21 protein-coding genes and 1 tRNA gene are annotated in these 22,960 nt (G+C 63.1%); 5 read left to right on the top strand and 17 right to left on the bottom strand.

The genetic code is table 11. The features are described from left to right. Positions 1-76 precede the first annotated feature (76 nt). The 8 genes from CXY70_RS10035 to prmC form a co-directional block, all read right to left on the bottom strand. Positions 77-892, bottom strand: coding sequence for a F0F1 ATP synthase subunit delta (locus CXY70_RS10035; protein WP_104192228.1), 816 nt, complete (start codon positions 890-892; stop codon positions 77-79). A gap of 3 nt (positions 893-895) precedes the next feature. Next, positions 896-1,474, bottom strand: coding sequence for a F0F1 ATP synthase subunit B (locus tag CXY70_RS10030; protein WP_104192389.1), 579 nt, complete (start codon positions 1,472-1,474; stop codon positions 896-898). A 29-nt stretch (positions 1,475-1,503) separates the two neighbouring features. Next, positions 1,504-1,743 carry an ATP synthase F0 subunit C gene (gene atpE / locus CXY70_RS10025; RefSeq protein ID WP_104192227.1) on the bottom strand — a complete coding sequence of 80 codons (240 nt, stop codon included), beginning with the start codon at positions 1,741-1,743 and terminating at the stop codon, positions 1,504-1,506. Between the two features lie 53 nt (positions 1,744-1,796). Continuing rightward, a complete protein-coding gene (atpB, locus tag CXY70_RS10020; protein WP_104192226.1) occupies positions 1,797-2,585 on the bottom strand; it encodes a F0F1 ATP synthase subunit A in 789 nt (262 codons plus the stop codon). 194 nt (positions 2,586-2,779) lie between these two features. After that, a complete protein-coding gene (locus CXY70_RS10015) occupies positions 2,780-3,256 on the bottom strand; it encodes a hypothetical protein (RefSeq protein WP_104192225.1) in 477 nt (158 codons plus the stop codon). Next, positions 3,253-4,527 carry an MraY family glycosyltransferase gene (locus tag CXY70_RS10010; protein ID WP_104192224.1) on the bottom strand — a complete coding sequence of 425 codons (1,275 nt, stop codon included), beginning with the start codon at positions 4,525-4,527 and terminating at the stop codon, positions 3,253-3,255. Before CXY70_RS10010 ends, CXY70_RS10015 begins: the two co-directional genes overlap by 4 nt. A gap of 3 nt (positions 4,528-4,530) precedes the next feature. After that, positions 4,531-5,352 (bottom strand): L-threonylcarbamoyladenylate synthase, encoded by an 822-nt coding sequence (locus CXY70_RS10005; protein ID WP_104192223.1) that lies wholly within the window; start codon positions 5,350-5,352, stop codon positions 4,531-4,533. Between the two features lie 82 nt (positions 5,353-5,434). Beyond that, complete coding sequence (gene prmC, locus CXY70_RS10000) at positions 5,435-6,319, bottom strand: peptide chain release factor N(5)-glutamine methyltransferase (RefSeq protein WP_369852389.1); 885 nt, start codon at positions 6,317-6,319, stop codon at positions 5,435-5,437. Between the two features lie 113 nt (positions 6,320-6,432). Here prmC and cysK point away from each other — a divergent pair, with 113 nt between their 5' ends. Continuing rightward, positions 6,433-7,368 carry a cysteine synthase A gene (cysK, locus tag CXY70_RS09995; protein ID WP_104192222.1) on the top strand — a complete coding sequence of 312 codons (936 nt, stop codon included), beginning with the start codon at positions 6,433-6,435 and terminating at the stop codon, positions 7,366-7,368. A 21-nt stretch (positions 7,369-7,389) separates the two neighbouring features. Continuing rightward, a complete protein-coding gene (epsC, locus tag CXY70_RS09990; protein ID WP_104192221.1) occupies positions 7,390-7,977 on the top strand; it encodes a serine O-acetyltransferase EpsC in 588 nt (195 codons plus the stop codon). A gap of 90 nt (positions 7,978-8,067) precedes the next feature. Here the strand turns inward: epsC and prfA are convergent, their stop codons facing one another. The 8 genes from prfA to argS all read right to left on the bottom strand — a co-directional run bounded on the left by prfA (position 8,068) and on the right by argS (position 19,235). Further along, positions 8,068-9,147: a peptide chain release factor 1 gene (prfA, locus tag CXY70_RS09985; RefSeq protein ID WP_104192220.1), complete on the bottom strand. Its 1,080-nt coding sequence runs from the start codon at positions 9,145-9,147 to the stop codon at positions 8,068-8,070. Beyond that, positions 9,147-11,558, bottom strand: a complete 2,412-nt coding sequence (gene rho / locus CXY70_RS09980; protein WP_104192219.1) for a transcription termination factor Rho — start codon at positions 11,556-11,558, stop codon at positions 9,147-9,149. Before rho ends, prfA begins: the two co-directional genes overlap by 1 nt. A gap of 284 nt (positions 11,559-11,842) precedes the next feature. Next, a complete protein-coding gene (thrB, locus tag CXY70_RS09975; protein WP_104192218.1) occupies positions 11,843-12,790 on the bottom strand; it encodes a homoserine kinase in 948 nt (315 codons plus the stop codon). Then, positions 12,787-13,914 (bottom strand): threonine synthase, encoded by a 1,128-nt coding sequence (gene thrC / locus CXY70_RS09970; protein ID WP_104192217.1) that lies wholly within the window; start codon positions 13,912-13,914, stop codon positions 12,787-12,789. The genes thrB and thrC overlap by 4 nt, the downstream gene beginning before the upstream one ends. Continuing rightward, entirely contained in the window at positions 13,914-15,251 is a 1,338-nt protein-coding gene (locus CXY70_RS09965; RefSeq protein ID WP_233205875.1) for a homoserine dehydrogenase, read from the bottom strand. The genes thrC and CXY70_RS09965 overlap by 1 nt, the downstream gene beginning before the upstream one ends. After that, positions 15,248-16,660 (bottom strand): diaminopimelate decarboxylase, encoded by a 1,413-nt coding sequence (gene lysA / locus CXY70_RS09960; protein ID WP_104192216.1) that lies wholly within the window; start codon positions 16,658-16,660, stop codon positions 15,248-15,250. Before lysA ends, CXY70_RS09965 begins: the two co-directional genes overlap by 4 nt. 134 nt (positions 16,661-16,794) lie before the next feature. Beyond that, positions 16,795-17,556: a DUF2993 domain-containing protein gene (locus tag CXY70_RS09955; RefSeq protein WP_104192215.1), complete on the bottom strand. Its 762-nt coding sequence runs from the start codon at positions 17,554-17,556 to the stop codon at positions 16,795-16,797. Between the two features lie 2 nt (positions 17,557-17,558). After that, positions 17,559-19,235, bottom strand: coding sequence for an arginine--tRNA ligase (gene argS / locus CXY70_RS09950; RefSeq protein ID WP_104192214.1), 1,677 nt, complete (start codon positions 19,233-19,235; stop codon positions 17,559-17,561). Positions 19,236-19,276: 41 nt separating this feature from the next. On the opposite strand from argS, the gene CXY70_RS09945 reads away from it, so the two are divergent. From CXY70_RS09945 to ndhC, 3 genes are all read left to right on the top strand, one after another. Continuing rightward, entirely contained in the window at positions 19,277-19,951 is a 675-nt protein-coding gene (locus tag CXY70_RS09945; RefSeq protein WP_104192213.1) for an iron ABC transporter ATP-binding protein, read from the top strand. A 69-nt stretch (positions 19,952-20,020) separates the two neighbouring features. Beyond that, a tRNA-Arg gene (locus CXY70_RS09940) sits at positions 20,021-20,092 on the top strand. Positions 20,093-21,294: 1,202 nt separating this feature from the next. Next, on the top strand, positions 21,295-21,495 hold the full coding sequence (ndhC, locus tag CXY70_RS09930) for an NADH-quinone oxidoreductase subunit A (RefSeq protein WP_146066108.1): 201 nt from the start codon (positions 21,295-21,297) through the stop codon (positions 21,493-21,495). 611 nt (positions 21,496-22,106) lie between these two features. On the opposite strand, the gene CXY70_RS09925 is transcribed toward ndhC, so the two are convergent. Beyond that, on the bottom strand, positions 22,107-22,781 hold the full coding sequence (locus tag CXY70_RS09925; RefSeq protein WP_199183416.1) for a Pr6Pr family membrane protein: 675 nt from the start codon (positions 22,779-22,781) through the stop codon (positions 22,107-22,109). Positions 22,782-22,960: the final 179 nt, after the last annotated feature.

Genomic DNA, 22,960 nt, shown 5'->3' with positions numbered 1-22,960 from the left:
CAGGTTCTGTCTGTTCGAGGACGCTGCCGCCCTGAGTCATCTGGTACTGCTGGGTTTATGGTGCTGCTGAGGTGACTCAGCGAGCGAGCTGGAGTCTCAAATCCGCCAAGCGGGTTGCAATGCTGCCGTCGATGACCAAATCACCGATTTGTACGCGCACGCCACCAACCAGTTCCGGGTCGACGACCTGGTTGATGGTCAGTGCTCGTCCGTGACGCAGCTCAAGGTTCTTCTGCAGGCGGGCAAGCTGGTCGGCGGTGAGGACAAGTGCCGAGGTGACGGTAGCGATCGACGTGCCAGTCTCATCCGCGACGACGGCCGCTGCGTGTCGCAGCAGTTCTCCGATGCGGCGACCGCGGGGCTGCTGCACCAGGTGGCGAACAATGGCGAGCGTCTGACCGGAAACTTTGCCTGCCAGAAGCTTCTCAACCAAGGCAGCCTTGGCGCCTGGCTTGCCGAGCTTGCTGGCTAGAGCCAGCTCCAGCTCAGCGTCGGAGGCCACCGTCTTGCCGAAGGCGAACAGTTCACCCTCGATGGACGTGCTAGCGGCTGACGCACTGCCAGCCATCACAGACAGGGCCAGGGACCGCAGGCCGAGTTCTTCAATGCCGGCCAGCAGGTCCTCGTGGCTGGACCAGCGTTCGGACACTGCAGCGGCAAGCAGGTCGAGCGCGCGAGATGTCACAGTTGCACCGAAAACGGCGCGCACGAGGGTGACCTTGGCCGCAGCATCCGCTGACGCGTCGCCGAGGGCTGACAACAGCTGAGATGACGAACCAATCACGCGACCGGCACCGAACAAACTTTCGCCCGTCGCCAGATCAGTCGTCCCGCCGGGAACGGACAGTGCCGCCCTCGACGTGGCCAGTGCTTCTCTGGTGGCGCTTCCCATTTGCTAGATCTTTCCTGCTGCTGGAGCTGCTGCATGAGCTGGTACTTCATTGGCTTCGAGTTCTGCCAGGAAGCGATCTACGATGGCGCTGGCCTTCGCATCGTTGGACAGGCTTTCACCAATGACACCCGAGGCGAGGTCAATGGCAAGGGTGCCGACCTCGCTGCGAAGGGACACGACGGCGGCTTGACGTTCGGCTTCGATCTGCGCCTTGGCGCTGGCCGCGATGCGACCCGCTTCGGCAGCAGCTTGATCCTTGTGCTCAGCGACAATGCGCTGGCCATCAGTGCGGGCCTGGTCACGAATCTGACCTGCTTCCGCGCGAGCGTCAGCGAGCTGGGCCGTGTACTGCACGAGTGCAGCTTCGGCCTTGCGCTGGGCGTCGTCGGCCTTGGCGATGTTGCCCTCGATGGCTTCGGCACGATCGTCAAGAAGTTTTTGCATCTTGGGCAGCACAAGCTTCCAGAAGAAAAAGAAAATCACGACAAAGCAAACCGCCGACCAAATGATGTCGTACCACTCCGGAATGAGCGGATTCTTAGCCGCTTCTTCTGTCGCGGCTGCAATTACTGCGTGAAGCATCATGCCTCCTAACTAGATAGTGGAGGGGTTTAGTTGCCAGTGAAAATAAAGTACGTGGCGATGCCGATGAAGGCGAGCGCCTCGGTGAAGGCGATGCCGATGTACATCAGCACCTGCAGGCGGCCGGCCAGTTCAGGCTGACGTGCGACACCTTCGATGGTCTTGCCAACGACGATACCGATACCAATTGCCGGGCCGATGGCTGCGAGGCCATAACCGACGGTCGCGATGTTTCCGTTGATTTCCGCGAGAACGGTTGTTGCGTCCACGTATGTTTCCTTCCGTGATGGTGAATTCGGCGAGTGCCGGATTCCTAAAGTGTCTAGTGTTCCTCAGCCAGCGCGAGCTGGATGTAGACGGCGGTGAGTAGGGCAAAAATGTAAGCCTGGAGGAGCGCAATCAGCACTTCGAAGAGAGTGAAGGCGAAGCCGAAGACGAGGGTGCCAGCACCGAAGAGCTTGAACCCGCCATCCGCAGTGAAGAAGAAGAACTGGGTAGCGCTAAAGAACAGCACGAGCAGAAGGTGTCCGACGATCATGTTCATCATCAGTCGGAGCGTGAGGGTGAAAGGTCGCACCAGGAACGTCGAGATGAATTCGATCGGCGTCACGATGATGTAGAGCCCGACTGGTACTCCGGGCGGAAAGAGCGAGTTGCGGAAAAACTTCGCGGGGTTTTTCTTGACGCCGGCATAAATGAACGTGGCGTAGGCGATGATGCCCAGAAGCAACGGAACCCCAATCACCGAGGTACCGGCAATGTTGAGGAAAGGAATGATTCCCGTGAGGTTCATGAACAACACCATGAAGAAGATGGTGGTCAGAAGCGGCAGAAAGCGTTTGCCGTCTTTCTTGCCGAGCAGGTCTTCAGCGATGTTGACGCGAACGAAGTCGAGTCCCATTTCGGCCAGACTCTGGCCGCGGGTCGGAATGATCTTCATGCGGCGAGTACCAAGCCAGAAGACCAGCATCAGAACGGCGACCGCAATAAAACGAATCAGAATGATGCGGTTAATCTCGAACGGAGTATCAGCAAAAAATATTACGTCGGGGAAGAACTCATTGATGGAGGGACCGTGGAATTCACCGTCGCCGGTGGCAGACGGGACCATCAGGTTTACGGCGATTTCTAGCAGCGCTTTCTCCTGTTTCGGGGCGGTGAGCTCTGCTCGCGCAACGACGAATGGGGCAGGTTTACGCCGCTGAAAAGCGTGTGCAAACCGGGGTGGGATCGGTGTTTACTCTAGCAAAGATCAGGCGCGGAGCCGAATCGAGAGCAGGATCCGTGGGCGAATGGGTCGAAGGGTTACTCGTCGACCGGGGCAGGCGGCAGTCTGACGTCGCCGACGTAGGGCATCCGGGTCTTCAGAACCACGACAGCGTCCACGACAAGGGAACCCACGACACCGGCGACGATGCAGAAGAAGAGCACCATCGGTTGAATCCACGCGCGATCCTGCAACACCACGAGCAGCACCAGAAATACAACGAATTTGAGCAGCCAGCCGCCCATGATGATGCCGAAGAAGCCACCGATGGCGGATTCGTTTCCGGCGACGCGATTGGCCAACAGAATGCTGCCGGCCGTGATGCCCATGAAGCCAACCGACATGAGCGTTCCGATCAGGGCGCTGAGTACACCGGTGCCGCCCGCGACGAAGTAGCCGATGATCGAACCCACCACGGCAATGGCGAGGGCGACATATCCCCCGTACATCAGGATGCGGCGCAGCACGGGGATCGAGGTGGGCTGGGTGGAAACGGGGGGGTTGGCGCTGGTCATACGTTCTCCTCGGCAGGCGCCGCCGTGGAGGCGGTCGCTGGTGTCGTTGTTGGGGCTGATAGTACTGTCGTGGGAGCAGCGGCTTCGTCAAGCGGGTCAAATCGGTCCAGCACTGCCATCTGCACCGGAGCCGACTGGCTGATCCATTCACCGGTCTTGCGGCGGCCGAGCGGGGCGAGCGTGACGATGGTGCAGGTCAGCAGCGACGTGACCACAAAGATGGTCGCGTACCAGGTCGGCAGCCCGAAATAGACCGGCAGGATGTAGTACAGGAGACATCCGATGGCTGCTGCTGCCGTCCACCCATAAAAGATCAGCACGGCGTGCAGGTGAGAATGTCCCATATCGAGCAGCCGGTGGTGCAGATGTTTTCGGTCGGCGCTGAATGGTGATTTGCCGGCGTGCACGCGACGGATCACGGCCAGCCCGAAGTCGAGCAGCGGAATGATCATGATCGCCACCGGCAGCAGGATGGGAATGAAGGCCGGAAACAGCTGGGAGCGATTGATCGCTGTCAGGTCGATCTGGCCGGTGATGGCGATGGCGCTCGTTGCCATGAGCAGGCCAACCAGGAGCGCACCGGCATCGCCCATGAACATTTTGGCCGGGTGCCAGTTCAAGGGGAGGAAACCGACACAGGCGCCCACCAGAATGGCGGCGATAAGCGAGGCGAGGTTGAAGTAATTGGTCGGTGAGGTGTCTCGCACGAGCAAGTAGCTGTAGAGGAAAAACACCCCGTTTGCGATCAATGCCACGCCGGTGACGAGGCCGTCCAGGCCGTCGATGAAGTTGATCATGTTCATGACCACGACGATCGCGACGACCGTGACGACGATCGACGTCCAGCCGCTCCAGACCGTCAGTCCGCCGATCGGCAGAGAGTAGATTTGCACGCCCTGCCACGCGACCAGACCAGCGGCGATAAATTGTCCGGCCAGCTTGGTCATCCAGTCGAGGTCCCAGATATCGTCGGCGACGCCGACAAGCACGATCAAAAGTGCAGCGCCGAGGATCGCAAGAATCTGCTGCGGGTCGGCGAAGACCAGACGCAGCGGGGCGAAGGGAGCCGAAATGAGATAGGCGATGCCGAAAGCCACGAGAATTCCGAGGAACATGGCGATGCCGCCGAGACGCGGCGTGGGCCGGGTGTGCACGTCGCGTGCGCGGATTTTCGGGTATAGGCGATACTTGTGGCTCAGTTTGTAGACCACGATTGACAAAACGAAGGTCACGATCGCCGAAACGAGCGCGAGCAGGAGGAAAAGGGTCATGGGCTACCGGCTGGCATCCGTTTCGTCGGGCGCGTCGCCAATGCTGGCATCCTGGGACGGGGCAACGACGGTTGGCGCAGCATCCGTTTCAGCCGGTACCGCCAGCGTCCCTGGAATAGCCGGCACGGCCGCGAGCACATCGCCCACGACGTTGGCGATGGCCTCGCGGGAGATAACGCCGCTACGCACGATGTGCAGAAAACCACCGTTGGTCTCGAAACCGGAGGCGTCCACGATCGTCGACGACACGTCGCTGGTCTGACTAAACACGCTTTCATAGGTGCTGCCAGCGGTTCCACCGTCGAGGTACATGTCGACGCTTTCGCCGAGCGCGGCTGCAGCAGCCTGGGCGTCGACGGTGGGCGGCATGCCGCTGAGATTTGCGCTGGATACGGCAAGCGGGCCGGTCTCCGCGAGCAGGTCGAGGGCGACCTGATTGCTCGGCATGCGCAGCGCCACGGTACCGCGTGTCTCACCGAGATCCCAGACCAGCGAGGGCTGGGCATTGACGATGACCGTGAGTCCCCCGGGCCAGAACGCCGCGACCAGGTCGCGTACCGGCTGCGGTACGTCCACGGCGAGGGCGTCAAGGGTGGAGATGCCCGGAATGAGCACCGGCGGGGGCGACTGCCGGCTTCGGCCCTTTGCGTCGAGGAGCAGCTGCACCGCTTCGGCGTTGAATGCGTCAGCCGCAATGCCGTAGACCGTGTCGGTAGGGATGACAACGAGCGCCCCGCGTCCGATGGCCGTGCGCGCCAGTGAAATGTGCGCTTGGTAGTCTTCGCTCGCTTGCGAGTCGCTCGTGCAATCGTAGATGCGTGTCATTTCCGGCAATTCTAACCCAGTGCGGTTGTGAAGAGCGGATACGCGGGCTGGGCGTTTGAACGACGGCCTCGGCACGTGCTGTTTAGGGCCGAAGTGCTGTCGTGGCCCGGTCTCGACTGGTGTAGTCGCGGTGGGTGGCGGGGGCGCGCCAGCCATCGATCGCCAGCAACTCCCTGATCGCGGCACCCTGCAGCTCGCCGTGCTCGATCACGAGCACCCCGCCGGGGCGCAGCAGCCGAAGGCCGGTTGCCGACACGCTGCGCACCACGTCGAGGCCGTCTGGTCCGCCGAACAGGGCGTGGGCGGGGTCGAACAGACGTACCTCGGGGTCGCGGGGAATCGCATCGGCTGGAATGTACGGTGGATTGGAGATAACGACGGCAACCGTACCGTCGAGTTCCACGAATGCGTCCATGAGATCACCGAAGGTGAGGATGGCGTTTTCGGCGGCCACTTCCTTAAAGTTTCGAGTGGTCCACGAAAAAGCCTCTGGCGAATTCTCAATCGCGAAGATGCGCGCGTGGGGCACTTCGGTGGCCAGAGCCAACGCGATCGCGCCGCTCCCGGTGCCCAGGTCAACGCCAATCGGCTCCGGATCGGGCATCGACCGCAGGGCGTCGATGGCGAGCTGGGCGACCTGTTCGGTTTCGGGCCGCGGCACGAACACTCCGGGACCAACGTTCAACGACAACGACCGGAACGGGGCCCGCCCAGTGATGTGCTGCAGTGGTTCGCGCCTGCCGCGGCGGGCGAGCAGGATGTCGATGGTGGCGGCATCCGCTGGGCTGATCGGTCGATTTAGGATGCTGCCAGCCTGCACTTCGCCGCGGCTCTGTCCGAGCACGTGGCCGATCAGCAGGTCGGCGTCAACTTCGGGGTCGGTGATGCCGGCCGCGGTGAGCAGGCTGACCGCTCGGTTACGCAGGGAAGTCACGGTGGCAGGCAGGGCAGAATCTGAAGAAGGCACGTAGTGAAATGTAACGCACCCGGCCGCTAGCAGCCGTGGGCATAGGCTGAAGACGGCCCTGCCACCCAATTTATTTGGATTTAGCAAAATTCCACCGAACGAAAGTTGCTCACGTGCCCAAGATCTACTCCGACATCACCGAAGCCGTCGGTGGAACCCCCCTCGTCAAGCTGAATCGTTTGACCGAGGGCCTCGGTGCCACCGTGCTTGCCAAGCTCGAGTTTTACAACCCCTCGAGCAGCGTGAAGGACCGCATCGGCGTTGCAATCATCAACGCAGCAGAGAAGGACGGTTCGCTCAAGCCCGGTGGAACCATCGTTGAAGCGACCAGTGGCAACACGGGCATCGCCCTCGCCATGGTCGGCGCGGCCCGCGGTTACTCCGTCATTCTGGCCATGCCCGAAACGATGAGTAAGGAACGCCGCGTCATGATGCGGGCGTACGGCGCGGAGATCGTGCTGACCGCCGGGGCCGACGGCATGCGCGGAGCGGTCGAAACGGCCGCCGAGATCGTCGCGAATACCCCGGGCGCTGTATTGGCCAGCCAGTTCACGAACCCGGCCAACCCGGCCGTTCACCGCGCGACCACCGGCGTCGAGATCTGGAACGACACCGACGGCACGGTCGACATTCTCGTAGCTGGCATCGGTACCGGCGGTACACTCTCGGGCGCTGGCGGCTACCTCAAGGAGCAGAAGCCGGGTCTCAAGGTCATCGGTGTCGAGCCGATCGACTCCCCCATTCTCACCGGCGGCAAGCCTGGCCCGCACAAGATTCAGGGCCTCGGCGCCAACTTCGTTCCAGAAACCCTCGACCGCGGCGTTTACGACTCGATCATCGACGTGACCCTGGCCAACTCGCTCGCCGCAGCGCGCTCACTCGGCACGGATGAGGGAATCCTCGGCGGCATTTCCGGCGGCGCCGCTGTCTGGGCAGCGCTTGAGCAGGCAAAACTCCCGGAGAACGCTGGTAAGACCATTGTCGTCATCATTCCCGGCTTCGGCGAGCGATACATCTCGACCGTGCTGTACGAAGACCTGCTGGACTAAGAGAACGCTGCCTGCCCCTCAATGAATTTTTTCCTGCGCCTACGCGAAGACGTCGCGGCTGCGCGCACCCACGATCCCGCCGCGCGCAGTAACACCGAGGTGTTCCTTGCCTACAGCGGGCTGCACGCGGTCTGGTCGTACCGGGTTGCCAATCGCCTGTGGCGTGCCGGGCTCCATTTGCCCGCACGCCTGCTGTCTCAGGTGACCCGGCTTCTCACCGGAATTGAGATTCATCCGGGGGCTACGATCGGCCGCCGGCTGTTCATCGACCACGGCATGGGCGTCGTGATTGGGGAGACTGCGGTGCTCGGCGACGATGTAATGCTGTACCACGCGGTGACGCTGGGCGGCAAGAGCCGTCACGGGCATGCACGGGGGGTGCGGCGTCATCCGTTTCTCGATGACGGCGTCACTGTGGGGGCGGGCGCCAAGGTGCTCGGCCCGATCACGATCGGGGCCTGGAGCACGATCGGCTCGAACGCCGTCGTGACCAAAAATTCCCCTCCGCGCTCCCTGCTGGTCGGCGTACCGGCGACGATACGCCCGCAAACCCCCGCGACGGTCGAGTCTGCCCGCGGAGGAACCCTCGAACCGGAATACTACCTCTAATACAGCGACCGGGCCCGGGCCCGGAAAGTGGGCCCATGTTCTATCGTGGGCCGGCTTTCCGGGCCCGGGCCCGGTCGGTTAGTGCGGGTCCTACTCGGGGTCGCCTAGCTCTGCCAGGCGGGTCTCCTCGTCGGCGTGGATGCAGGAGTCGATGACGGGGCCAAGGGCACCGTTCATAACGGCGTCGAGGTTGTAAGCCTTGTAGCCGGTGCGGTGGTCCGCGATGCGGTTCTCCGGAAAGTTGTACGTGCGTATGCGCTCAGACCGATCCATCGTGCGAATCTGGCCCTTGCGCACGAGCGAGGCCGCCGCGTCGATCTCTTCCTGCTGGCGGGCCAGAACCCGGGCCCGCAAAACGCGCATACCGGCTTCCTTGTTCTGCAGCTGGGACTTCTCGTTCTGCATCGCGACGACGATTCCGGTGGGGAGGTGGGTGATACGCACGGCGGAGTCGGTCGTGTTGACCGACTGACCACCAGGGCCACTCGAGCGGTACACGTCGATTTTTAGATCGTTCGGGTGCAGCTCGACCTCTTCGGGCTCGTCGACCTCGGGGAAGACGAGCACTCCGGCCGCGGAGGTGTGAATGCGTCCCTGCGACTCGGTCGCCGGCACCCGCTGCACGCGGTGCACACCGCCCTCATACTTCAGGTGCGCCCACACGCCCTCGGCCGGGTCACTCGAATTGCCCTTGATCGCGAGCTGAATATCTTTGATGCCGCCGAGGTCGCTCGAGGTCTGCTCGATGATCTCGGTCTTCCAGCGATTCGACTCGGCGTAGTGCAGGTACATGCGCAGCAGATCGGCGGCGAACAGCGCCGATTCGGCCCCGCCCTCCCCCATCTTGATCTCCATGATCACGTCGCGGGCATCGAGTTCGTCGCGCGGAATTAGCAGGCGTCGCAGCTTCTCAGCCGTGGCATCGAGCTGTTCCACCAGATCTGGAATTTCTTCGGCAAACGCAGCATCTTCATCGGCGAGTTCACGAGCGGCCTCAAGGTTATCGTCAACCTCTTTCCACTCGTGGTAGGCCGCGATGATGCGGCTCAACTCGGCATAACGCCGGTTGACCTTCTTCGAACGGGCCGGATTCGCGTGCAGCTCCGGATCCGCCAACTGCGACTGCAGGTCATCATGCTCGGCCAGCAGCGTGAGGACGGATTCGAACATTACTTGTCCTTATCTGACCCGTTCAGGGTCGGCATCGACTTCTGAACCTGCATGAGGAATTCAACGTTCGACGTAGTCTCCTTGAGACGGCCGAGGATGAGTTCGAGAGCTTGCTGCTGCTCGAGCCCGGCGAGGGCGCGACGCAGCTTCCAGGTGACCTTTACTTCATCAGGGCTCATCAGCATTTCTTCGCGACGGGTGCCCGAGGCGTTCACATCGACGGCGGGGAAGATGCGCTTGTCGGCCAACTGACGCGACAGACGCAATTCCATGTTGCCGGTGCCCTTGAACTCTTCGAAGATGACCTCGTCCATCTTGGAACCGGTCTCAACGAGCGCGGAGGCGAGAATGGTGAGCGAGCCACCGTTCTCAATGTTGCGCGCCGCACCGAAGAAACGTTTCGGCGGATACAGAGCGGATGCGTCGACGCCGCCGGAAAGAATTCGACCAGAGGCCGGCGCGACGAGGTTGTAGGCGCGGCCGAGGCGGGTGATCGAGTCGAGCAGCACGACGACATCGTGACCCAGTTCGACCAGACGCTTGGCACGCTCGATGGCGAGCTCGGCGACAACGGTGTGGTCTTCGGCAGGACGGTCGAAGGTCGAGGCGATGACCTCACCCTTCACCGTGCGCTGCATGTCGGTGACCTCTTCGGGGCGCTCGTCGACCAGAACGACCATGAGGTGAACCTCGGGGTTGTTGGTGGCGATGGCGTTGGCGATCTGCTGCATGACGATGGTCTTGCCGGCCTTGGGCGGCGCAACGATCAGGCCGCGCTGGCCCTTGCCGATCGGGGCGACGAGGTCGATGATGCGCTGGGTGAGCTTGCCCGGCTCGGTCTCGAGGCGCAAGCGTTCCGTCGGGTACAACGGGGTGAGCTTGTGGAAGTCGACGCGGGCCTGGGCCTCCTCAACGGTCTGGCCGTTGATCGAGTCGACCTTCACGATGGCGTTGTACTTCTGACGACCGGACTGGTCACCCTCGTGCGGTTGCCGGATGGAACCGACAACGGCGTCACCCTTACGCAGGTTGTACTTCTTGACCTGTCCGAGCGAGACGTAGACGTCGCTCGCACCGGGCAGATAGCCCGAGGTGCGCACGAACGCGTAGTTGTCGAGCACGTCGAGGATGCCGGCGACGGGAATGAGTACATCGTCGTCATTGACCTCGGGTTCGAAGTCGTCACCCTGGTTCGGGCCGCGACGCTTGCGGTCACGATACCGGTTGCGGTTGCCACGGCCGTTCAGGTCGTCGTCGAGCCGATCGGGACCCTGGTTGCGATCCTGGCCCTGGTTGCGGTCTGAGCCACGATCGTTCTGACCCTGATTGCGGTCCTGTCCACGATCGTTCTGACCCTGGTTGCGGTCGGCCTGCGCTTGGGCACGCTCTTGGTTGCGTTCCTGATTGCGCTCGTTGCGAGCCTGACGCTGGCTCTGCGCCCGGGTCATGCCCTCGTCGTTGGTGCCGTTCTGGTTGCGATCGCTCTGGTTGCGGTCACTCTGACCACGTTCGCTCTGGTTCTGGGTGTTCTGTTCGCCCTGGTTGCGATCGGCACCCTGCGCACGGTCACCACCACGGCTTCGGCTGCGGCTTCGCCCTTGACGGGGCGCCGCGGAATCGTTTGCCTGGTCGGTTGTCTCGTCGGCTGAATCGGCCGAATCGGCAAAATCGCCAGCTTCGGGAGGAGCTACGACGACATCGATTGGCTCAGCGGGCGACTCGGCGGCCGACTCATCGGGAGCCACAGCGGCTGGGCGCAGCGACGAAGCGCGGCGGGATGGACGGCGAGCGGGCGGTGTGGCCTCGACTGGTGCATCGGCCGGCGCGTCCACCGGAGCATCAGAGGAGTCGACGACTGCAACCGCGTCATCGCGGTGAACGGGTGAGACCTGCACGCGCTTGCGTGCCTGCCGAACCGGCTTGTCGGTGTCGGGTGCGGCGGTTGCAGCGTCGTCAACGGCGGGAGCGACGGTGTTGGATGCCACCGCGCCACGGGCATTACGCGCGATCCGCGAGCCAGCCGCCGGAGCATCGGGCAGGATGATACCGAATCCGGTGCTGGCGTCGGCATTGACGTGGGACTTGGCAGGAGCGGCGGTAGTGGTACTGGCGCGACGCGGTGCACGCTTGCGCGGAACCGTTTCGAGTGACTCAGCCAGGCTCGCAATTGGTGCGCTCTCGGGAGCAACCTCGACTACCGAAGCAGCCTCGACTACCGGAGCAGCCTCGACCGGAGCAGCGGCGCTCGAGCCGGCCTGAGCGGTTTCGATTGCCTCAACGAGTTCTCCTTTACGAAGTTTGGAAGCGCCGGGGATTTTCAATTCAAGCGCCAGAGCCTGAAGCTCAGACACGCGAAGGGTACTCAGACGGGGAAGATCCGAGCCAGTGGCGCGGAGGTTGACATCAGTCACGAAAGGGGTTCCTTTCCCCTGCCGAACAAAAATTCAGGCCAGGAGAGATGTATGCAGCGACGAATGCGCTGCGGGTGATCCAATCCGACAGTGGAGGGGATTGGTGTAAACACACACAGCTACGCACGAAATCGCAATAGCAGTGAGGTACAGGGAATGCACCGGAGAAGATGTCGCCGTGGGCGGTTTCTATCGGGTGCACAATAATCATAGCACTCCCGCACCAACCGAACCGCCAGTCGGGCCGACGTGCACGCGGCAGGTCGGCCCGGTCAGAATACTCGTTACGCGGCGTTCTCTACGGTAAGCGGATGCACGGTAGCGCCCTGAACGTCGACGGCCAGCATCAGGGCACGCCACGGGGTATCGGATTTGCTTGCGACGAGTTCGGCCGCCACCAGGCGCTGGCCCGGATCGCTTGCCAGCACGAGAATGGATGGTCCGGCACCGGACACGACGGCCGCGAAGCCGGCGGCGCGCAGCAGATTGATGAGCTTGTTCGTTTCCGGCATGGCGGCTGCGCGGTAGCTCTGGTGCAGTTTGTCCTCGGTCGCGGCGAGCAGCAGCTCGGGGCTCTGGATAAGCGCGGCGATGAGGAGCGCGGAGCGCGAGAGGTTAAAGACGGCATCCTCGTGCGGCACCGAGGCCGGCTGGAGGCTCCGCGCGAGCGCGGTGGACATCTCCTGCTCGGGTACGAACACCAGCGGCTTGACGCCCCGATGCACCATCAGCTTCTTGTGACGCGGCCCCTCCGGAGTGGTCCAGGCGATGGTCAGGCCGCCGAACAGCGCCGGCGCGACGTTGTCGGGGTGTCCTTCCATTTCGGTGGAAAGCACGAGCAGCATTTCAGCATCGATGTCGACGATACCCTCGAGCAGGCCCTTTGCGGCCATGATGCCCGACACGATGGCAGCACCCGACGAGCCCATGCCGCGCCCGTGCGGGATAACGTTGTGCGCGACGATGTTGAGCCCGGGCATGGGCTGGCCGACGGCGGCGAACGCGTGCGCAATGGCGCGCACGACGAGGTTGCTCTCGTCGGTGGGAACCACCCCGGCACCCACACCGTGCACCTCGACGGACACACCGGGAACGCTTCGCACGGTGACCTCGAGCTGGTCGTATTTGGCCAGCGCAAGGCCGAGAGTGTCAAAACCCGGGCCGAGGTTGGCCGTTGTGGCCGGCACCTGCACCGAGACTGCGCGGCCGATCAGCGAGACGGGACTGGTCATGCCTTGGCCAGGCCGAGAACGCTGGCGATTTCGGCGGTGTCGACCGGAACGATGGTCGGTGCAACGTCGGAGCCGTCTGCGGTACGCAGAGCCCACTGCGGGTCCTTCAAACCGTGGCCGGTCACGGTGATGACCACGGTCGAGCCGCGCGGAATGAACCCGGCTTCGGCACGCTCCAGCAGGCCGGCCACACCGATAGCGGATGCCGGTTCCACGAAAATGCCGACCTCGGCCGAGAGGATGCGGTGGGCTTCGAGAATTTTCGCGTCGGTGATGGCGCCGAAGTAGCCGTCGCTCTGCTCACGTGCGTTCAGCGCGAGGTCCCAGGATGCCGGGTTGCCGATGCGGATGGCGCTCGCAATGGTGTCGGGCTGGTCGACGCGGTGGCCCAGCACGATCGGGGCGCTGCCGGAGGCCTGGAAGCCGAACATGCGCGGCAGCTTCGTGGTGGCGCCGCGAGCTACCTCTTCGCTGTAACCACGAAAATAGGCCGTGTAGTTGCCGGCGTTGCCGACCGGAACGAATTGAAAGTCGGGAGCGTCACCGAGTACCTCGACGACCTCGAACGCGGCCGTCTTCTGGCCCTCGATGCGATCGGGGTTGACCGAGTTGACCAGGTGCACCGGGTAGTTGGTGGCGAGGTCGCGGGCGATGTCGAGGCAGTCGTCGAAATTGCCCTGCACCTGCAGCAGCTGCGCGTTGTGCGCGACGGCCTGGCTGAGCTTGCCCATGGCGATCTTTCCCTCCGGCACGAGCACTGCGGCGGTGATACCGGCGTGGGCGGCATAGGCGGCAGCGGAGGCGCTGGTGTTGCCGGTCGACGCGCAGATGACTGCCTTCGCGCCGTCTTCCATGGCCTTGGAGATGGCCATGGTCATGCCTCGGTCCTTGAACGACCCGGTCGGGTTCATACCCTCGAACTTGATCCAGACCTTGGCGCCGGTGCGGGCGGAGAGCGCGCCGGCTGAAATAAGCGGCGTTCCGCCCTCACCCATAGTGATGATCGGCGTCGCGGCCGAGATATTCAGCCGATCGGAGTATTCGTTCAGCACCCCACGCCACTGGCGGCTGACAATCGCGCCGGGCTTGGTCAGGTTGGCACTGGTCTCGCTTGGGCTAAACATCAGACTCCTTCAACTCTCAAAACGGATGCGACTTCGCTGACGACACTATTGGCGGCCAGATCATGCACGGTGGCGGCGAGTGCGGCCTCCGTTGCGTCATGGGTCCCGATTACTAGGGTAGCCGTGGCTGAGCGCGCTGCGCGACTCTGTGTAGCCATCACGGCCGGTGTCATGGATTGCTCTACAAGCGCCAACGAGACCAGACGTTTGCTGAACACGCTCGCGATGGTCGCGAGTACGCCGGGTTCGTCGGTGACCTCGAGGGTCACCGCGTACCGGGTCGTGACCCGGCCGATGTCAAAGACGGGCAGCGCAGCGTAGCTCGATGCGGCGACTCCCGGCCCTCCGGCGACGTGACGCCTGGCAATGGAAACGACGTCGCCAAGCACAGCAGAAGCCGTCTCCACTCCCCCGGCCCCGGCCCCGTAAAACATGAGGCTGCCGGCTGATTCCGCTTCGACGAAGACGGCATTGTTCGCGCCGTGCACCGCAGCGAGCGGATGGCTGCGCGGCACCATCGCCGGGTAGACCCGTGCCGACACCCCGTCCACGCCGTTCTCGTCGGTAACACGCTCGCAGATAGCCAGCAATTTCACGACATAGCCAGCCTTGCGTGCCGATTCGATCTGCGCGGGAGTGACCGAGGTGATGCCCTCGCGATAAACGGATGCCAGCGGAACCGTCGTGTGAAACGCCAGACTCGCCAGAATGGCCGCTTTCTGCGCCGCGTCGTAGCCCCCGATGTCGGCGGTCGGATCGGCCTCCGCGTAACCGAGCGCGGTCGCCTCGGCCAGCGCGTCTTCGAGACTGGACCCTTCGGTATCCATCCGGTCGAGAATGAAGTTGGTGGTGCCGTTGACGATGCCGAGGATTCGCTTGATCTGGTCTCCGGCGAGGCTTTCCCGCAGCGGACGCACGATGGGAATAGCCCCGGCGACGGCGGCCTCGTAGTTGATCTGGGCGCCCACCTGGTTCGCGGCCTCGAACAGTTCGGATCCATGGAGGGCCAGCAGTGCCTTATTGGCGGTGACAACATCCGCTCCACTGCCGATCGCGAGCAGAATATGGCTGCGGGCCGGCTCGATGCCGCCCATCAGTTCAATGACGATGTCGGCGCTGAGGATGAGTTCCTCGGCGTTGGTCGTGAATAGTTCTCGTGGCAGGTCGACAGTGCGTTCCGCGTTGACATCGCGAACCGCGATGCCGACCAGTTCGAGCGTGGCGCCGATGCGGTTGGCGAGTTCTGGCCCCTGTTCCAGCAGCAGGCGGGCGACCTGGGCGCCGACGGATCCACCGCCGAGGAGGGCTACGCGCAAATTACGGTATTCGATCTTCAAGATTTTCCTCCGTTGGAGGGCTGCTGCGCCCCGGTGTCCCGCGCGAGCAGATCGGCAATTGTCTCGCCGCGCACGAGCACTCGTGCTGTGCCGTCGAGTACAGCGATGACGGGCGCACGGCCCTGAAAGTTGTAGTTGTTGGAAAGTGCCCAGCAGTAGGCGCCGGTGGCCGGCACAGCGAGCAGATCACCGGGACTCACATCACCGGGCAGATAGTCTGCATCGACCACGATGTCGCCGCTCTCGCAGTGCTTGCCGGCGATGCGCACGAGCACCGGCGGAGCGCTCGATGCGCGATCGGCCAGGCGCACAGCGTAGTCGGCGCCGTACAGGGCCGGGCGCACGTTGTCGCTCATTCCACCGTCGACGCTCACGTAGAGCCGCGAGGTGCCGGAGACATCGACGGCCTTGGTTGTGCCGACGCGGTAGAGGCTCACGCCGGCGCGACCGATGATGACGCGGCCGGGTTCGAACGCGACGATCGGGAGCGGAATGTTCAGCCGCGCGCATTCGGTCGCGACGATGTCGGCCAGGGCCGCTGCCAGTTCGCGAATCGGGGTGGGTTCGTCGGCACTCGTGTAGGCGATGCCGAAGCCCCCGCCGAGATTGAGCTCGGGTATCGGGCCATCGGCGAGCAGTGCAGCGTGCAGATCGAGCAACCGGGCGGCCGACTCGGCGAATCCGTCGGCACCGAAGATCTGCGAGCCGATGTGACAGTGCAGGCCGACGAAGTTGAGAGCCGTTTCGGCGCGAATAAGCGCGACGAGCCTCGGCGCATCGGTGAGCACGATGCCAAATTTCTGGTCTTCGTGGGAGGTGGCCAGAAAATCGTGGGTGTGCGCGTGCACGCCGCTGTTCACGCGCAGGCGCACGTTCTGCACCCGACCGTTTCGAGCGGCGGCTTCGGCAACACGGCCGATTTCGACCTCGCTGTCGATCACGATCGTGCCGACCCCGACCCGGGTGGCCTGATCGAGTTCGGCGAGTGACTTGTTGTTGCCGTGAAAACCGAGCCGGGCCGGATCGGCGCCGCCGGCCAGGGCGACGGCCAGTTCGCCGCCGCTGCACACGTCGATGTTGAGCCCGGCAGCGATCATCCAGCGCACTACCTCGGTCGAGAGAAAAGCCTTGCCGGCGTAGTACACCTTGGCGCTCGTGCCGATGCGGGCGAACTCGGCTTGAAACACGGCCAGCAGCTCGGCGGCGCGCGCGCGGGCATCCGCTTCATCGATGACGTAGAGGGGGGTGCCGAATTCGGCGGCGAGGGCCGTGGCACGCACGTTGCCGAGCACGAGTTCGCCGGTGCGGCTGCGGGTCGTCGAGGCTGGCCACAGACCGGGCGCGATGTCGTTGGCGTCGGCGGGTAGGCGCAGCCAGTCGGGCGCCAGCGGATTTGGTCTAGGTGTCACGGGAACTACCTCACGAGAGTCGAAGGGGAATCTCAGCGAGCGAACCCGGATTGGTCCCTGAAGCCGGAAAATTGACAGCCCGGGTGAGCGGGTGTGCCTGCGGTATTTTACCGCCGCAGATGGTGGCGTTCGAATTAACCGGCGCAGCTGCCGAGGGTGGTCAGCGACTGCGCGGTAAGCATAAGCGTGCTTGACTCCAGCGTAACGCGTGCGCGCTCGGGCGAAATATCAACGCCACTCAGCTCGATTCCCTCGGGCAGATAACTCGCAACGCAGACCCCGATCGGTGCCTGCTGCAGGATCAGGTTGACGAGGGGTGTCGCGTCGATGTCGCCGACGCCGCTCGTCACGGTGGCTTCGGTGGGGCTGAAGTTCAGCGTTTCCCCGGCGGCGCTGGCCGTGGCCGTGGCGCTATAGCCCACATTGAACTCGAACAACTTCACGGTGCCGGTATACGCCACGGTGCCGTCGCCCAGGGTCATCACGGCGTCGGCGGGAGCGGTGCCGGAGGCCTGCACCAGTTGATTGAGCGCGTCCTGATCGAGGTCGAGCGTGGCGTTGACCGAGCCGATGGCCTTGGCAGTGTTGGTCGACACGTCGCGGGCAACGACGTGAACGGAGGCCGGCACGCCGTCGACCGCCAGGTTCGGTGCGGTGAGCTCAATCTCATCGAAGCTGCCGGCGATGAACTGCGCAATGACGGAGGTGCCGCCGATAGCGACTGTGATGTCGCCGGTCACGGAAGCGGGCATCCGGTTGCTGATTTCGACTTCGGCGCGGTCCTGCGCGAACGCACGTACGCCGCTGTCGACGAGAAAATAGGCGACGACCAGCAGAATCGCGAGTACGCCGACAATGATGAGCGGAACAAGGCCGCGACGCTTTGTTTTGGCCATGATTACATGCGCTCCGGGGCGGTGACGCCGAGCAGGCCGAGGCCGTTGCGGATCACCTGACCCGTCGCGTCGTTGAGCCACAAACGGGTGCGGTGCAGGTCGGTGACCGGTTCTTCGCCGAGTGGAATAACCCGGCAGTTGTCGTACCAGCGGTGGTAATAGCCGGCGACCTCCTCGATGTAGCGGGCCACCCTATGGGGCTCCCGCAGTTCAGCGGCCTGGGCCACAACGCGCGGAAATTCCTGCAGCACACCCAGCAGTGCGGATTCGCTGTCGTGCACGAGCAGTTCGGGGGCGAAGACGGTGCGTTCGACGCCGCTCGAACTGGCGTTGCGGGCGACCGAGCAGGTGCGGGCGTGGGCATACTGCACGTAGAAGACGGGATTGTCGTTGGTGCGTTTTCCGAGCAGGTCGAGGTCGATGTCGAGCTGTGAGTCGCTGTTCGAGCGCACCAGGGCGTAGCGGCCGGCGTCGACCCCGACGGCATCGACGAGGTCGTCGAGGGTGACAATGGTGCCGGCCCGCTTTGACATGCGCACCGGTTCGCCGTCTTTGAGCAGGTTGACCATCTGGCCGATCAGAATCTGCAGGTTCACGCCGGGCTCGTCGCCGAAGGCCGACACCATGGCCATCATGCGGCCGACATAGCCGTGATGGTCGGCCCCGAGCATGATCAGACACTGGTCGAATCCGCGCTCGCGCTTATCAAGGTAGTAGCCGAGGTCACCGGAGATGTAGGCCGGTTCGCCATTCGAGCGGATGATTACCCGGTCACGATCATCACCGAAGGTCGTCGTGCGCAGCCAGATGGCGCCATCCGCTTCGAAGATGTGGCCCTGCTCGCGCAAGCGTTCGATGGCGCGGTCGACGGCGCCGGATTCGTGCAGGGAATCCTCGTGAAAGTACACATCGAAGTCCACACCGAAGCCGTGCAGTTTGTCCTTGATCTCGGTGAACATGAGGTCGACACCGATCGAGCGAAACACCTCCTGCTGAGCGTCCCGGGGAAGGGCAGCGACGTCGCCGTCGTACTTCGCGAGCACGTTGGCGGCGATATCGCCGATGTACGCTCCGCCGTAGCCGTCTTCGGGGGTGGGTTCGCCGAGGTAGCTGGCGAGCACGCTGCGGGCGAAGCGGTCGATCTGCGAACCGTGGTCGTTGAAGTAGTACTCGCGGGTCACGTCGGCGCCCTCGGCCGCCAGCACGCGGGCCAGGCTGTCGCCGACCGCGGCCCAGCGCACGCCGCCCATGTGGATGGGCCCGGTGGGGTTAGCCGAAACGAATTCGAGGTTGATTTTGAGACCGTCATACAGGTGGCCGGTGCCGTAGACAGTGCCCTGGTCGACGATGGTCTTGGCGAGCGCGCCGGCGGCGGCAGCCTCGAGGCGAATGTTGATGAAGCCGGGGCCGGCGATTTCAACGGATGAGACATCCGCCAGCTGTTCGAGACCAGCGGCCAGTTCGGCCGCGATTTCACGCGGGTTCGCACCGAGGGGTTTGGCGATCTTCAGCGCGATGCTTGAAGCCCAGTCGCCGTGGTCGCGGTTGCGCGGGCGTTCGACAGCGACGTCGGCGAGAGTGAGTCCGAGGTCTACCCCTGCCGTGTCAGCCTCGCGTCGGCGTTCGCTGACGCCCTGGATGAGGTCGAAAAGGGACTGGGAGAGTTCGGCAGGAGTCACTGCACAATCGTACCGGCCCCTCCTGTTGGTAAGGTCAACGCGTGACTGATACCCGCGTCTACCCCCTTTTTGTTCGCACCGCTGCACGCACCGGCGGAGCTGCCACGCGCCGACGTGCCGGGCTAATGCTCGCGGGCGGAGCACTGCTCGCACTCCTTTTGGCCGGCTGCAGCGGAGCACAGAAACCGACGCCGACGGATTCCGCGGCCGCGACGAGCGAAGCATCCGCTGACCCGACGACGGGAGCTGAGCCATCGTCGTCTCCCACCCCGACAGCGGAAGCGACCGGATCTCCGATTGCGCAGCTCTGTGGCGACCTGCTCACCCTGCAGGATGTCTACGATTTCAACCCGAATTACGGCACCGCCCCGAATTATTCACCAACCGCTGACGGTCTCGCCGAGACCGCCACGACCTACAACGGGCTAACCTGCGGCTGGTCAAACCAGACCAGCGGCGAACTCATCGAGGTCTCGGTCGTCGCGCCCAACGATGTGTTGATGACCACGCTCAAGCAGCAGGCGGATGCCGACAGCCAGGCCGTGCCGACTTACGGTACCCCGCCGGTCGTCGACGGTTTCTTCACCTACGCCGGTGGCGTGGGCCAGGCCCAGGTCTTCACGGAACAGTACTGGGTCACTCTCAGCACCTCCGCGTTCTTTGAGCCCGGCGATGCGGAGTCCCTCATCTCGACGGTGCTGTCGCACCTCGGCTAGCAGATTCTGCCAGCTGGCTCGTCGTGGGTCTTGGCAGCCGAGCCAGGATGCTAACCTTGTACCACCCTGGCCCCCATAGCTCAGGGGATAGAGCACTGCCCTCCGGAGGCAGGGGCGGCAGTTCGAATCTGCCTGGGGGCACACTCGCAGGATCCGCGTGATTACGCGGATCCTGCGCCCTTTCAGCAACTGTCGCCAATGCCGGCAATTCGTCATCTGCCCACATTCAGTTTCATAATGACCTGATTCAGCGCCGCTGCAACGCTGTCAAGTAGGTGACGAGCGTCTCCGCGACACGTGCGCCAGCCTCGCTGTCTCGGCGGGTGCCAACGTCAAAGCGCTTCGATCTCCACCATCATGGTGAGGATGTGGAGGCGACTGTCGCCGAATCGAAGTCCCGAACCTGCAACCCCGCTAGTTCGCCCCACCGCAGCGCCGTTTACGCGATCAAGAGTGGACGTGCGCAGGCCCGAGCGGCTGGCCAACTAAGTGGCAGTCCAGTCCGCGACCGTGACTCGGGCGCGGCTGGGACCGATGTATCGGCCAGTATGTTTGGCGATCTCAACGGATGCAAGAAACAGATCCGCGTCGCGCCGGGTTCGAAACCCTCGCTTGTCTGTCTGTGATTTGTCTGGCTTGCGGTAACGCACGCGATAGCGACGGCCATGTGCGGTGTCATACGGTGTCACGGTGCCCATGGATGCGTCCGGCGGGGACGAAACGACATGACTCCAGACTATTAGCGTCAGCTTGCTTTTCGCTGTATCCACGAGTCGCGTTGGTCGCGGCTGGACCATAACCCGCTGGCGACCTGTCGCGCACCGTCGCTTCGCGCCGAAGTTCGGCAACGCTCGCGTCGATGGTTCACAGGACAGGAATGCTGTTCCTCGCTTGGGCACCGGCTGACGATCGGTCCTAGGTCGGCCCCTGATTTGCTTGCGGTGCCCCTCGGATAGTTGGTGTGATCATATCGATAGCAGACTTTCGAATCCCGCGCACTGTGGGCAAAATGTGGGCACGGCTAGATAAAGCTCGACAGCACACGTCTTTCCGATTTCTCGATTGAGTGATCCGCGTGGACACCGATGTACGCAAGGATTGCTGTCGCCTGCCCTTGCGGGTTCGGAACTTCGCTCATACGTATCCTGCTCGTATCCGTGCTGGGGAGCATACCTGCGCACCCGCCGTCGGACTCGGTTGGACAACGCATCGATCTAAAAAGGCTATGAGGCCGAGGAGTGGTGAGAAGGAGTCGCGTGTCCACTTACATCAGCATTGCCGATCTTTTCGCAGTCACGCTGCTGACAGTGGGAGGCCTCTACCTGGTGGCGCGATAGACCGCGGTGGCCCGCGACCCACTTGAGCGGTTGCCGTTCCTTCCCAGCCGGGACCTGGAGGAACATGCCCTGTCCAGATACCACGCCAGGTGGTACCCGGTAACCCTGCTCTGCCTGGCCTTTGACGTGGAGATGTTCGTCTTTCTCGGTGTGCTCATGGTCGGTGTCGTCTGGGCCTGCCGAAAGGGTGCGCTGCGGTGGGTCTAAAAAGCAGCGTGGCAGGACGACGCGCCACCCGCAGAGTGCACGTGCTGGTGCTGGGTGACGTGGTCTCCAGCGTACCGGTGAGATTTGAAACCTAAAGCGTCCCCCAATGAGAAGGCGGAACAAGCCTCAGATCTCCCTGATTACGCGGTTTTGCAATCTTTTGGCCATGTTAGAAAACGGAGCAATCTCCTTCAAACCTTGCCAGAATGTTGCCACGCCCGCAGGTTACCCCAGGGGGTCTGTCAGAGGCGTCGCGGATGCCCATACATCGTGAGATGCGTGGCGTACATTGCATCGGAGAAACCATCGAGAGGGGTGTCGACTCGATATCGACTCGCGGCGGTCTGGCGTCACCGCGATAGCGCCGGATATCCTCCGAGGATGGTCAACACCCGGCACAGCTCCGTTCTGCGGCGCACCGTGTCCAGAACGCGAGCTCGAATAGTGCTGTTCTCTGACCACCTGGGCAACAGTGCGCAAGCCGCTTTGGACGTGGTCTTCCAGTGGCGCCACTAATACAAGCGTGCTCTGGTTTCGGCCTCGCCAATGGGCAGGCGCCCCTGGCGGCCGTGGAACCCTAAACACCGGGCGCGGGAACTACGTCTGGGCTGTCATCTTTGAATAATGGGATGCAGCCCAAGTTCCGAGAGACGGGTTTCGGGCCCCTCCCCCGGTGTTAGATTGCGCACGAGGTGCACTCGACTGATAGCCCAAATAATCGAAGCGAAAATGACAGTTGCGATAGCAATGGCCAGAGCGTAGAGCCCGACGACGCCGTAGCCCTGTGCCGGATCCAGGAATGGGTAGGGTACCCATCCGTCGGTTGCCCCGCGAATGGTGACGACGATGATCCAAACGATTGGGTAGACAAGCGCGACCCATATTTTGTTGAGCGGCAGGGCACTGCGGTCGCTGAAGATCACCCAGTCGAGCGCGGCATAGAGGGGCAGGATTATGTGCAACACGGAGTTAGCCCACGCGAGGGACACGCCACCTTCAAGTCCCGCCAACAGCACGTTGTACACGACGCCGGTGATGACTATGTAGGTTGTGGCACAACCTCGCGCCAACATCAACGACCGGGACTGGGGTCGTCCAGAGAGGGACACGACCGCGGCGACCAGCAGCACAACGACCAGAATAATGTTGCTTTGCATGGTGAAAAATCCGCAGAAGTTGAACGGGTTGATCGTCGCCCGCGTGGCCGTGTCGAAAAATGTCGACAGAATCGCCACCGTGCCCAGTGTCGCGACAGATAGTCGGACTGCAGCTACAAAATATTTCACGGTCCGCCTTCGATTAGTGGTGCCAGTATCGGGTAATTCATGACCCGCGCAAATCTTAGGGGTCCAACCTTTTTTATGTGGAAGATTCCCACGCCATGGAATCTGACACCCCCGATGCCGAGAAACCGGCCGGCGTTTGCTCCTACCCACTCGCTGCCGACGCCGTACGCGGCGGGCGA

This window comes from Cryobacterium sp. Y82 (assembly GCF_002929495.1).
In the GTDB taxonomy this organism is placed as follows: domain Bacteria; phylum Actinomycetota; class Actinomycetes; order Actinomycetales; family Microbacteriaceae; genus Cryobacterium; species Cryobacterium serini.
The sequence above is the reverse complement of the archived record's forward strand: the minus strand, read 5'-3'. Positions and strand labels throughout refer to the sequence as shown.